Genomic DNA, 12471 nt, shown 5'->3' with positions numbered 1-12471 from the left:
ATCGATATCGGCATCGGTATCGGTATCGGCCGTGTGTCGCCAGGTCTTGCTTGCGACGGGGTGCGCAGTGGTGCTGATCTTGGCGGGTTGCGCGATGCCTGGTCCGGTGGCGCCGCCGGTGGCGCCCGGCGTCCAGGTGAGCACGGGCAAGCCGGTCAGGATCGGCCTGGCACTGGGCGGCGGTGCGGCCCGGGGTTTTGCGCATGTGGGCGTGATCGCCGCGCTGGAGGAGGCCGGTTTCAAACCCTCGCTGGTGGTCGGCACCTCGGCCGGCAGCCTGGTCGCGGCGCTTTATGCCAGCGGCAAAAGCAGCGCCCAGTTGCAGCAGACGGCCCTGAACCTGGAAGAGGTCGCGATCACCGACTGGATGCTGCCGCTGTTCGGGCGTGGCATGTTTCGTGGCGAGGCCTTGGGCCGTTATGTCAACGATCTGCTGGCCGGCCGCCTGATTGAAAACATGGCGATCCCGCTGGGTATCGTCGCGACCGACCTGAACAGTGGCCAGGCCGTGCTGTTTCAGCGCGGCGACACCGGTGCGGCAGTGCGCGCATCGAGCGCGGTGCCCGCGGTGTTTGTGCCAGTGAAGATCAACGGGCGCGAGTATGTGGATGGGGGCCTGGTCTCGCCGGTGCCGGTGCGCTTTGCGCGGCAGATGGGCGCCGACCTGGTGATTGCGGTGGACATTTCCAGTCCGCCCGAGGCCAACCCAGCCGAGGGCACGCTGCAGATTTTGCTGCAGACCTTTGCCATCATGGGCAAAAGCATCAACCAGTACGAACTCAAGGACGCCGATGTCCTGGTGCAGCCAGCTCAGGCGGGCCTCAAGAGCGCCGACTTCTCGGCGCGCCAGCGTGCCATCGATGCCGGGCGTGCCGCGATGCAGGCCGCGCTGCCGTCACTGCGGACCCGGCTGGCCCAGCTTCAGGCCCGCTGATGCTCCTTTTTTGATAGCTGGTTACGCTCGCTGGATATGGGCTGGAGCACAAAACAGGCAAAAAAAAGCCTGATTTTGCAATCAGGCTTTAAAGGGGTCCGTGAACTGATTTCTGGAAGGACCCGAGGAGACAACTGGCGGGGGCCTGACTTTGCAGGCCCCGAAAAATCAGCGCTTTTTCGAAGCAGTCTTGGTCGCGCTCACAGCACTGTTGGTCGCAGCGGTGAAATTGGCTTCAGCCATGTCGGTGGCTTGCTTGACAGCTTTTTGCATGGATTCAACAGCGTTGTTGGCGGCGGCCACGGCGCTTTTCATCACGGCAACAGCGGTCTCGGAACCGGCCGGGGCGTTCTTGGAGGCGCTGTCAACCAGACCCATGAATTTGGCTTGGGCTTCAGCAGCCTGGCCTTCAAAGGACTTGCCGACTTCAGCACCGGTAGCGGTGGCGATGTCGTACAGGTGACGGCTGTAGGCAGCGGTCTTTTCAGCCAGCGGCTGGAACAGGCCGGCTTGCAGGGCCAGCAGCTCTTGTGCGTCTTTGACGCCCAGGAGGGATTGGGTGTGGTTGGCGGACTCGGCCAGGGCAGCCTTGGAAGCCTGGACATTGAGTTCAACCAGTTTCTCGACGCCTTCGAAAGCCTTGCTGGTCAGACCAAACAGGGTTTCGATGTTTGCTTTGTGGGAAGCCATGATTTGTTCAGCGGTCAACATATTTAAATCTCCAATATAGGTGGGTTAACGATTTCAACTAGTTGCGCTGCTGAACAATCTGCCGAAGGGCTTTTTGTTGATTGCTGCACTGCAACATAACTGAAGTATAGGGATTACCCGGTCGATTGCAAGTCATTTTTGTTGCAGTGCAGCATTTTAGGGGTGGGGCTCTATCGGTTCCCCGTTTCAGGGGCAAGGGGCTGGACGGTGCGGGTATCCGGCGGCGCGGGAGAACATCGCCGCTTGCAGACACAATCAGGGCTGCCATGTCGCATCGTTTTTGATCTTTGCCCTGATGCAAGCTTTCTACGCCGATCACTTTGTGTTGCCCCTGCCGGAGGGTCACCGTTTTCCCATGGGCAAGTACGAGCGGCTGCGCAGCCGGGTTGCACTCGAGCTGGCACAGGTGCGGCTGGGGGTCGCGCTGCCCGTCAGCGACGGCGAGCTGGCGCTGGCGCATGACCCGGCCTACATCGAGGCGGTCGTGAATGGCAGCCTGAGCCCTTCCGCCATGCGCGAGATCGGCTTCCCCTGGAGTCCCGCGATGGTGGAGCGCTCGCGCCGCTCGGCCGGCGCCACCGTTGCGGCTGCGCGCGTGGCCCTGGGTCTGGGTGGCCGTCCGGCCGAAGGTATTGCCGCCAACATGGCCGGCGGTACCCACCACGCGTCGGCGGCCAAGGGCAGCGGTTTTTGTGTGTTCAATGACGCGGCCATTGCGGCGCGGCTGATGCAGGCTGAGTATGTGCGCCCCCACGCTCGGCACTTTGTGCCTTCGCTGCCCCCCGAGGGGGCCGTCGGTCGCCTTGGGGCGGCCCGGCGGCGGCCGGAGCCCGACGACAGGCGCTTACCGCTTCAAGTCGCGATCATCGATCTCGACGTGCACCAGGGCAACGGCACGGCCAGCATTTTCAGCCGTGACCCCAGCGTCTTCACGCTGTCCATACACGGCCAGAAAAACTTTCCCTTCCGCAAGGAAGCCAGCGACCTGGACGTGGAACTGCCCGATGGCTGCCGGGACGACGCCTACCTGCAGGCGCTGGAGCTGGCGCTGGACGAGCTGGACCGGCGCTTCTCCCCGGGCCTGGTAATTTACCTCGCTGGCGCGGACCCGCACGAGGGTGACCGCCTCGGCCGCCTCAAACTCAGCTGGGATGGGCTGGAAGCCCGCGACCGGCGGGTTTTCGACTGGGCTTTCCAGCGGCGCATTCCACTGGCGCTGGCGATGGCCGGCGGTTATGGCGTGAATATCGACGACACGGTCCAGGTGCAGGTCAACACCTTCCGGGTAGCGCTGGACTACTGGGGCCGGTACCAGACCTTGGCCCTGCTGGCAAAATAGCGGCCCATGATGTCTCTGATCCGACCCCAGGCCGAGCCCCGCAGTGCCTACAAGGTCTTTCGCCCCATAGGCACGCGCTGGATGGACAACGATGTGTATGGCCATGTCAACAACGTCGTTTATTACAGCTGGTTCGACACCGCCGTTAATGGCTACCTGATCGATGCCGGTGCCATCGACATTCATCACGGCGCGGTGATCGGCCTGGTGGTCGAAACCCAATGTAATTATTTTGCGCCGCTGGCTTTTCCTGATCCGGTGCTTGCCGGCATTCGCGTCGCGCAGGTGGGTTCATCCAGTGTGCGTTACGAGGTTGGCCTGTTCTCCGGAAAAACGGACGACCCGTCCTCGGAGCTGACAGCCGCCAAAGGCCATTTCATTCACGTCTACGTGGACAAACAGACGCGCCGGCCTGTTGCCTTGCCTGCCCAACTCCTGTCAGTACTGGAAAAACTCAAGTGACCGAAACCCTCAATGCCGTGGACGCGGCCATCGACAGCCGCATGTCCACGCGGGCTTTTCTGCCCACACCCGTCGCGCGGGAAATGCTGGAGCAGTTGCTGGCCCTCGCCAGCCGCGCGCCATCGGGAACCAACACCCAGCCGTGGAAGGTTTATGTGCTGCAAGGCGCCAGCCGCGCCGCCCTGGCGGACAAGGTCTGCAGCGCCCACGACGCCATTCGCGCCAACCCGGACCTGGCGGCGCACTACCAGGAGGAATACGCCTACTACCCGGAAAAATGGGTCTCGCCCTATATCGACCGGCGTCGCGAAAACGGCTGGGGCCTGTATGGCCTGCTGGGCATTGGCAAAAGCGACAAGGACAAGATGCACGCCCAGCATCAGCGTAACTTCAGGTTTTTCGACGCGCCGGTCGGGCTGATGTTCACGCTGGACCGGGTGATGGGCCGCGGCAGTCTGGTGGACTACGGCATGTTTTTGCAGAACCTGATGGTGGCTGCGCGCGGGCATGGGCTGCACACCTGCCCGCAAGCGGCCTGGAACGGCTTTGCCAGCATCATCCTGCCGCATCTGGGCGCTGGCGCCGATGAGATGCTGGTCTGCGGCATGGCGCTGGGCTACGCCGACGAGTCGGCGCTGGTCAACACCTTTCGCACACCGCGCGTCAGCCCAGAAGATTTCACGACCTGGCTGGACTGATCAGGCTGGCGCTGTTGCCGCGCATCCCGGTGCCTTGCGCTGGCGCTTGCGGGTAAAGTCAGGGGTTGGCGCAAGAGCGTTCCCACCCCCTATTTTTTTGAAAGACTCCGCATGGCACTGACCACTACCCCCTCTGGCCTCCAATACGAAGACACCGTGTTCGGCACCGGCGCAATCGCCAAGGCTGGCAAAAGCGTCCGTGTGCATTACACCGGTTGGCTTTACAACGACGGCGTGCAGGGCGCCAAGTTTGATTCGAGCAAGGACCGCGGCGACCCGTTCGAGTTTTCACTCGGGGCCGGCCAGGTCATCAAGGGCTGGGATGAAGGCGTGCAGGGGATGTCGGTGGGCGGTACCCGCCGCCTCGTCATCCCCGCTGAACTCGGTTACGGTGCACGCGGCGCCGGCGGCGTGATTCCGCCGAACGCCACGCTGCTGTTTGAAGTTGATTTTCTCGGCTGAATTTGTAATTTGTGTTTGCACGCGGTCCGGGCATTTCCAGAAATTCAGTTTTTTGGGATGAAGTGCAAGGCGCGCGGCGCGCAGGACACCGGAATGCACTAGGGTGCATGAGGATTCCGAGCACCGAGCACCGAGCACCGAGCACCGCGCAACGCGGCAATTCGCCCACAAAATGGATTTATGGGAATGCCCAACGATGATCATTACCAGCCTGCTTGACACCGACCTCTACAAGTTCACCATGATGCAGGTGGTGCTGCACCAGTTTCCGGGCGCCCAGGTCGAGTACCGCTTCAAGTGCCGCAATGCCGGCGCGGCGGGTATTGGCGATCTGGCGCCTTACGTGCGCGAAATCCGCGAAGAGATACGTTTGCTGTGCAGCCTGCAGTTTCAAGACGCCGAGCTCGCTTACCTGCGCGCCATGCGTTTCATCAAAAGCGACTTCGTCGACTTCCTGGGGCTGTTTCGTCTCAACGAAAAATACGTCAGCGTCACCGCCTTGCCATCCGGCGAAATCGAGGTGGTGATCGAGGGCCCGTGGCTGCATACCATCCTGTTTGAGATCCCGGTGTTGGCCATCATCAACGAGGTGTATTTCCGCAACACGCAAAAACTGGCCGACGTGATGGAGGGGCGCAAGCGCCTGGACACGAAGATCGGGCAGTTGCAGGGCAAGGGCCTGGCCGAGCTGAAAATTGCGGATTACGGCACGCGCCGGCGCTTTGGTAAAGCCTGGCACGAAGAAGTGCTGCGTACCCTGAGTGCGCGTCTGGGGACGGGCCCTACCGGGCAATTTGCAGGTACCAGCAATGTGCTGTTTGCGATGAAACTCGGCCTGACGCCGCTGGGCACCATGGCGCATGAGTATCTGCAGGCCTGCCAGGCGCTGGGCCCGCGGCTGCGCGACAGCCAGGTGTTCGGTTTCGAATCCTGGGCCAGGGAATACCGCGGTGACCTCGGTATTGCACTGAGCGACGTGTACGGCATGAGCGCCTTCCTGCGTGACTTCGACATGTATTTCTGCAAGTTGTTTGACGGCGCGCGCCATGACAGTGGCGACCCGTTCGAGTGGGGCGAGCGCATGCTCGCGCACTATGTCAAAAACCGGGTCGATCCCAAAACAAAAACGCTGATCTTCAGCGACGGACTGACCGTGCCGCGCACCATTGAGCTGTATTCACAGTTCAAGGGACGTTGCCAGCTGGCTTTCGGTATCGGCACCAATCTGACCAACGACCTCGGTTACGAGCCGCTGCAAATTGTCATCAAGATGGTGCGTTGCAACGGCCAGCCGGTGGCGAAGCTGTCGGACACGCCGTCCAAAAACATGTGTGACGACGAAAAATACCTGGCCTACCTGCGTCAGGTGTTTGACATCACGCCGCCGGGATAATTGGGTCCGGGGTTTGCCCCCCGCTTTTATAACAATGGAGACACCATGAACATATCGCGCTGGGCCGCCGTTGCGGCTTTGTTGTTTGCCTGGCCTGGCCTGGCCCTGGCGGCCGACTTCGACGGCAGCCGGCTCTCGCCACTGTGGGGCGTGCCTTTCGCGGGCCTGCTGCTTTCCATTGCGTTGATGCCCTTGCTGGCACCGTCGTTCTGGCACCATCATTTCGGCAAGGTGGCGGCAGCCTGGACGCTGGCGTTTTTTATTCCCTTTGCGGCCACGTTCGGGCCTTCGGTGGCCGGCATCAGTCTGGTGCATGCGCTGGTGGCAGAGTACATCCCCTTCATCATCCTGTTGACGGCGCTGTTCACCGTGGCTGGCGGCATTTTTATCCGTGGCAACCTGCACGGCAGTCCTGCGCTCAACGCGGGCCTGTTGCTGATCGGTGCCGTGCTGGCAAGTTTCATGGGCACCACAGGCGCGTCCATGCTGATGATCCGGCCCCTGATCCGCGCCAACGACAACCGCAAGCACAGCGCGCACATCGTGGTGTTTTTCATCTTTATCGTGTCCAACGCCGGCGGCTCGCTGACGCCGCTGGGCGACCCGCCGCTGTTCCTCGGTTTCCTGAAAGGCGTTGATTTTTTCTGGACACTCCAGCACATCTTTCCGGAAACCCTGTTCCTGATCGGCAGCCTGCTGGTGATCTTCTATCTGCTGGACAGCTGGTTCTACCGCAACGAGGGTGTGCAGCCAGTGGACCCGACGCCGGATACCCAGCGACTGGGCTTTGACGGCGCCTTCAACTTCGGCCTGTTGGCAGCGATTGCCGGCCTGGTGCTGCTCAGCGGTTTCTGGAAATCTCCCCTGGTGTTCGATATTTACGGAACCGAGGTTGGGCTCCCCGGCCTGGTACGCGATGCCGGCCTGATCGCCATCACTCTGCTGTCGCTCAAGCTCACCGCAGCGAAGGTGCATGCGGACAACCAGTTTTCCTGGGGGCCCATGGCGGAGGTGGCCAAGTTGTTCGCCGGGATTTTCCTGACCATCATTCCGGTGATCGCGATGCTCAAGGCGGGTGTGAGCGGGCCTTTCGGCGCTGTAGTGTCTGCCGTGACGCGGCCTGACGGCCAGCCCGATCCGGCGATGTATTTCTGGGCCTCAGGCATGTTGAGTTCCTTTCTGGACAACGCACCGACTTACCTGGTGTTTTTTAATACGGCCGGTGGCGATCCGCAGGCCCTGATGAGCACGCTGGCCCCGACACTTGCCGCTATTTCCGCCGGTGCGGTGTTCATGGGCGCCAACACCTACATCGGCAATGCCCCCAACCTGATGGTCAAGGCGATCGCCGAGGACCGGGGTGTCAAGATGCCCAGCTTCTTCGGCTACATGGCCTGGTCGGGTGCGGTGCTGATCCCGCTGTTCATCCTGATGACCTTCATCTGGTTCAAGTGATCCAGTCCTATCCCTTCACAAAGAGACCTTCATGAGCAAACCCAAAATCCTCGTCGCCCGCGCGATTTTTCCTGAAGTCATCAGCCGCCTGGAGCAGCACTTCGAGGTCGAAGCCAACCAGTCGGATGCGATCTGGTCCAAAGCCGAGCTGGCTGAAAAACTGAAGGATAAGGATGGCGCCTTCACCACCGGCGGCGACCGCATCGACGCCGAAGTGCTGGCCGTCTGCCCGCGCCTGAAAATCTGCGCCAACATGGCGGTCGGCTACAACAACTTCGACATCGACGCGATGACGGCGGCCGGCGTGCTGGCCACCAATGCGCCCGACGTCCTGACCGAAACCACCGCCGATTTCGGTTTTGCATTGCTCATGGCAACCGCGCGGCGTGTGACCGAGAGCGAACATTTCCTGCGCGCTGGCAAGTGGAACAAATGGAGTTTCGACATGTTCGCCGGTTCTGACATCCACGGCAGCACGCTGGGTGTGCTGGGCATGGGCCGCATCGGGCAGGGCATTGCCAAGCGCGGTGCACATGGCTTTGGCATGAAGGTGATTTATCACAACCGCTCCCGCCTTGACGCCGCCATGGAAGCCGAATGCAAGGCCAACTACGTGAGCAAGGAACAGCTCCTGAAAACAGCCGACCATGTGGTGCTGGTGTTGCCGTATTCGCCAGCGTCGCACCACACCATCGGTACGGCTGAACTGGCACTGATGAAACCTACGGCAACGCTGGTGAACATCGCACGCGGCGGCATCGTCGACGATGCGGCGCTGGCCAAAGCGTTGCGCGACAAAACCATTGCTGCCGCCGGCCTGGATGTGTTTGAAGGTGAGCCCAAGGTTCATCCCGACCTCTTGAGCGTGCCCAATGTGGTGCTGACACCGCACATCGCCAGCGCCACCGTGCCGACGCGCATGGCCATGGCCAATCTCGCAGTGGACAACCTGATCGGTTTCTTCAAGGACAAAAAACCGCTCACACCGTTGAACCCCGCGGTGCTGAACGGCTGAGGACCGGTCTTGATCGAACTGTGGCTCCTCATCGCCCTGGCAGTGGCCATCCTGGTGGCTGTCATCGTGTTGCTGGTGCGCAAGCCTGCGGTGCCCGACAGCGGCCGCGCCGAGTTGCTGGCCGCCAGTGAGCGGCTGGAGCGTGAGCTGCGGCGCGAGATCAGTGAATCCTCTCGCGGCGCGCGCCAGGAGATGACACACAGCCTGGCAACCTTTCAGGAAACCCTGGTCAAGCAGGCGGCGGAAACAACGCGCACCCAGAACACGCAGATCGACGCTTTCTCCCAGCAATTGACGCTGCTGCAGAAAACCTTGTCCGACACCCTGAGCACCCAGTTGCAGTCGGTCAGCGAGTCGAACGCCAGGCGCATGGTGGAAGTGCGCGAGACGCTGGAGCAGCAACTGGCCCAGTTGCAGCAAACCAATTCGGCCAAGCTCGATGAGATGCGAAAAACCGTCGACGAAAAACTGCAGACCACGCTGGAAACCCGGCTGGGCGAAAGTTTCAAGCAGGTCGCCGACCGGCTCGAACAGGTGCACAAGGGCCTGGGCGAGATGCAGTCACTGGCGGTGGGCGTGGGCAGCCTGCAGCGCGTGTTGACCAACGTCAAGACCCGCGGCATGTTCGGCGAGGTACAGCTCGAAGCGCTGCTGGAGCAGGTGTTGACCACCGAGCAGTATGCCAAGCAGGTGGAGACCAAGCCGCGCAGCGGCCAGCGCGTCGACTTTGCCATTCGTTTTCCTGGGCGCGGCGACGAGGGCTCACCGGTGTGGCTGCCGATTGATGCGAAATTTCCGCGCGACGATTACGAGCGTCTGCTCGACGCGCATGAACGTGTGGACCCGGCCGCGGTGGAGCAGGCCGGCAAGGCGCTGGAGGCGCGTATCCGCAGCGAGGCCAAATCGATTGCCGAAAACTACCTGGCTGCGCCGCACACCACCGACTTCGCGATCCTGTTCCTGCCGGTCGAAAGCCTGTATGCCGAGGTCTTGCGCCGGCCCGGCCTGATGGACGCGATCCAGCGTCAGCACCGTGTGACGCTCGCCGGGCCGACGACCCTGCTGGCCATGCTCAACAGCCTGCACATGGGTTTTCGCACCCTGGCGCTGGAGCAGCAGGCTTCCGAGGTCTGGAAGGTGCTGGGCGCGGTCAAGACCGAGTTCGAGCGGTATGGCGAATGGGTGGCCCGTATCAAGGAGCAGGTGGCCAAGGCCTCGGACACGCTGGACAAGGCCGACACCCGCGCCAAACAGATGCGGCTGGCCCTGCGCAAGGTCGAGGCCCTGCCGGATGCCGAATCCCAGGTGCTGCTGCCGCCCGCCGCCGATACCGACGTGCTCGACGATTGACCTGGTTTGCTACTGATTTGATAGCTGCTTGCGCTTTTTGGATATGGGCTGGGGCCCGATTTAATGCCGAATCATGACACCTGAACTGGCCCGCCTGATCCTGGCCCAGGTCTGCCTGCACGCCTGCATGGCCGGCACCCGCATGGCTGCGCCGCTGCTCGCGCTGCGCGAAGGTTACAGCCCTGCGGCGGTGGGTGTGTTGCTGGCGCTGTTTGCGCTGACCCAGGTGTTTCTGGCGCTGCCGGCAGGCCGTTTTGCTGACCGTCACGGCCTCAAGCGTCCGATTGGCTACAGCGTGATGGCCGCCGTGCTGGGCGCCGGTCTGGCGGTCGTGTTCCCGGTGTTTCCGGTGCTTTGTCTCGCAGCGCTGCTGACCGGCGGCGCCACCGGCGTGGCGGTGATTTCGCTGCAGCGCCATGTCGGGCGGGCTGCGGCGGGGGCGCTGCAACTGCGGCGTGTGTTCAGCTGGCTGTCCATCGGGCCGGCGGTGTCCAATTTCATTGGCCCCTTCACGGCGGGCTTGCTGATCGACCATGCGGGCGCCTTGCCCAACAGCACCACCGGTTACCGGGCCGCGTTTTTCCTGATGGCCCTGCTGCCGCTGGTCGGCTGGTTGCTGGTGCGGCCAACACGCGAACTCCCGCCGGTGGTCGTCGAGCCGGGCAGCGCGCCGCTCAGTGCCTGGAATCTGCTGCGCGATCCGGCCTTTCGCCGTCTCATGCTGGTGAACTGGTTTTTATCGTCCTGCTGGGACGTGCACACCTTTGTGGTGCCGGTGCTCGGCTTTGAAAAAGGTATCAGCGCTTCGGGCATTGGTTCCATCCTCGGTGCTTTTGCCGTGGCCGCCGCCGCCATTCGCATGGTGATGCCGCTGCTGGCAGCGCACCTGCGCGAATGGCGCGTGCTGGTGGGCGCCATGCTCATGACTGCCGCGCTGTTCGGTATCTACCCCTTCATGGGCACGGCGCTGGGCATGGGCGTGTGTTCGGTGCTGCTGGGCTTTGCGCTGGGCACGGTCCAGCCCATGATCATGAGCATGCTGCACCAGATCACACCTGAACATCGCCACGGCGAGGCACTGGGCCTGCGTCTGATGGCGATCAACGCGTCGAGTGTGCTGATGCCCATGTTATTCGGCACCGTGGGCGCAGTGATCGGCATCGCGGGCGTATTCTGGGCCACCGGTGCGGTGGTCGGCGCCGGGGCACGCGCCGCGTGGCTGCTCAGGGATTGACGCCCCCACGGTTGCTCACTGCGTGTAGCGCCCTGCCGAGGGGGCCGCTGCGCCTGCGGGCCGGCAAAGCCGGACCCGCGGCCTCTGCTTGTAGGGAGACCGCCCATGCCCGCTCATTGCTGGGCCTCTACAGTTGATAAAAGGTCTTGATCGCATCCCAGGCGACCTGCGGGTCGTCGACGTACTCGAACAGCTTGAGATCTTCCGGCGAGATCGCGCCTTCCTCGATCAGCACGTCAAAATTGAGCAAGCGCTTCCAGTAGTCCGAGCCGAACAGGATGATGGGCACCGGCTTGGCCTTGCGGGTCTGCACCAGCGTGATGACCTCGAACAGCTCGTCGAGCGTGCCGAAACCACCGGGAAACGCCACCAGCGCCTTGGCCCGCATCATGAAATGCATTTTGCGCAACGCAAAGTAGTGAAACTTGAAGCTCAGTGAGGGGGTGACGTAGGGGTTAGAGCTTTGCTCGTGCGGCAGGGCAATGTTCAAGCCCACGGTGGGAACACCGACCTCATGGGCGCCCCGGTTGGCCGCTTCCATGATGCCGGGGCCGCCGCCGGTGCAGATGAACAGTTGCTCCGCCGGCGGCCGGTGTTTGCTGTGGGTGGCCACCATGCGGCCGAACAGCCGTGCCTGCTCGTAATACACCGCATTGCGCACATGGCGCCCGGCCAGCGCCATGGCCTGTGCATCACCACTTTCGCGCGCCAGCTTGAGGGCTTGTTCGGCCTGCTCGGGCGCCGGAAAACGCGCGCTGCCAAAAACCACGATGGTGTTTTCAATGCCCTGTGCCACCTGCTCCATGTCAGGCTTGAGCATTTCGAGCTGGAAACGGATGCCGCGCGTCTCACGCCGCAGCAAAAACTCGGGGTCGGCAAAGGCCAGGCGGTAGGCGTCGGCCTGCAGCGGGTTGCCCTGGTCGGCATGTGATTGCAGTTCGGCCCAGGCATCGGCGAGCCGGTTTTCGTTGAGGTCTTGTGTGTTTTCCATGATTGCATTGTGTATGAAGGACAGGCTGTGGTGGCGCCTGCAGGCGGCCCAAAGAAAAAGGCTCCACAAGGAGCCTTTTTTCAGGGAACAAACCGCGACTCAGACGCGTTTGCGGTATTCGCCGGTGCGGGTATCGATCTCGACGACATCGCCCTGGGCCACAAAAATTGGCACGCCGATTTCAAAACCGGTGGCCAGCTTGGCGGGCTTGAGCACCTTGCCGGAGGTGTCGCCCTTGACGGCCGGTTCGGTCCAGGTGATCTCGCGCTGCACGCTGGTGGGCACCTCGACTGAAATTGCCTTGCCGTCATAAAACACGACTTCGAGTTCCATGCCGTCTTGCAGGTAGTTCAGCGAGTCGCCCATGTTTTCGGCTTCGACTTCGTACTGGTTGTACTCGGCGTCCATGCAGATGTACATCGGGTCG

The 12471-nt window shown here is 62.3% G+C and carries 12 protein-coding genes and 1 pseudogene; 10 read left to right on the top strand and 3 right to left on the bottom strand.

Features of this window, described 5'->3' with window-relative positions; genetic code table 11:
* The first annotated feature begins 94 nt into the window (after window positions 1-94).
* Complete coding sequence (locus tag ACH2CW_RS04075) at window positions 95-934, top strand: patatin-like phospholipase family protein (RefSeq protein WP_395055566.1); 840 nt, start codon at window positions 95-97, stop codon at window positions 932-934.
* 168 nt (window positions 935-1102) lie between these two features.
* Here ACH2CW_RS04075 and ACH2CW_RS04070 read toward each other — a convergent pair whose 3' ends face one another.
* On the bottom strand, window positions 1103-1645 hold the full coding sequence (locus tag ACH2CW_RS04070; protein WP_395055563.1) for a phasin family protein: 543 nt from the start codon (window positions 1643-1645) through the stop codon (window positions 1103-1105).
* A gap of 295 nt (window positions 1646-1940) precedes the next feature.
* On the opposite strand from ACH2CW_RS04070, the gene ACH2CW_RS04065 reads away from it, so the two are divergent.
* From ACH2CW_RS04065 to ACH2CW_RS04025, 9 genes are all read left to right on the top strand, one after another.
* The gene (locus ACH2CW_RS04065; protein ID WP_395055562.1) at window positions 1941-2984 is read left to right on the top strand and encodes a histone deacetylase; all 1044 of its coding nucleotides are present in this window, start codon (window positions 1941-1943) and stop codon (window positions 2982-2984) included.
* A gap of 6 nt (window positions 2985-2990) precedes the next feature.
* Window positions 2991-3446 carry an acyl-CoA thioesterase gene (locus ACH2CW_RS04060; RefSeq protein ID WP_395055561.1) on the top strand — a complete coding sequence of 152 codons (456 nt, stop codon included), beginning with the start codon at window positions 2991-2993 and terminating at the stop codon, window positions 3444-3446.
* A gap of 41 nt (window positions 3447-3487) precedes the next feature.
* Window positions 3488-4144 (top strand): nitroreductase, encoded by a 657-nt coding sequence (locus ACH2CW_RS04055; protein WP_395055565.1) that lies wholly within the window; start codon window positions 3488-3490, stop codon window positions 4142-4144.
* 111 nt (window positions 4145-4255) lie between these two features.
* A complete protein-coding gene (locus tag ACH2CW_RS04050; protein WP_395055560.1) occupies window positions 4256-4606 on the top strand; it encodes an FKBP-type peptidyl-prolyl cis-trans isomerase in 351 nt (116 codons plus the stop codon).
* Window positions 4607-4802: 196 nt separating this feature from the next.
* Window positions 4803-5999, top strand: coding sequence for a nicotinate phosphoribosyltransferase (gene pncB, locus ACH2CW_RS04045; RefSeq protein WP_395055559.1), 1197 nt, complete (start codon window positions 4803-4805; stop codon window positions 5997-5999).
* A 45-nt stretch (window positions 6000-6044) separates the two neighbouring features.
* Window positions 6045-7454 carry a sodium:proton antiporter gene (locus ACH2CW_RS04040; protein ID WP_395055558.1) on the top strand — a complete coding sequence of 470 codons (1410 nt, stop codon included), beginning with the start codon at window positions 6045-6047 and terminating at the stop codon, window positions 7452-7454.
* A 31-nt stretch (window positions 7455-7485) separates the two neighbouring features.
* A complete protein-coding gene (locus tag ACH2CW_RS04035) occupies window positions 7486-8469 on the top strand; it encodes a 2-hydroxyacid dehydrogenase (protein ID WP_395055557.1) in 984 nt (327 codons plus the stop codon).
* A gap of 12 nt (window positions 8470-8481) precedes the next feature.
* A complete protein-coding gene (locus ACH2CW_RS04030; RefSeq protein WP_395055564.1) occupies window positions 8482-9819 on the top strand; it encodes a DNA recombination protein RmuC in 1338 nt (445 codons plus the stop codon).
* Between the two features lie 73 nt (window positions 9820-9892).
* Window positions 9893-11053, top strand: a complete 1161-nt coding sequence (locus tag ACH2CW_RS04025) for an MFS transporter (RefSeq protein WP_395055556.1) — start codon at window positions 9893-9895, stop codon at window positions 11051-11053.
* Window positions 11054-11180: 127 nt separating this feature from the next.
* Here the strand turns inward: ACH2CW_RS04025 and ACH2CW_RS04020 are convergent, their stop codons facing one another.
* Complete coding sequence (locus tag ACH2CW_RS04020) at window positions 11181-12044, bottom strand: TIGR00730 family Rossman fold protein (protein WP_395055555.1); 864 nt, start codon at window positions 12042-12044, stop codon at window positions 11181-11183.
* 99 nt (window positions 12045-12143) lie between these two features.
* Window positions 12144-12471, bottom strand: a pseudogene (locus ACH2CW_RS04015) (elongation factor P); the annotation flags it as partial.

The organism is Polaromonas sp., assembly GCF_043778355.1.
In the GTDB taxonomy this organism is placed as follows: domain Bacteria; phylum Pseudomonadota; class Gammaproteobacteria; order Burkholderiales; family Burkholderiaceae_C; genus Polaromonas.
This window is presented reverse-complemented; position numbering and strand designations above follow the sequence as displayed.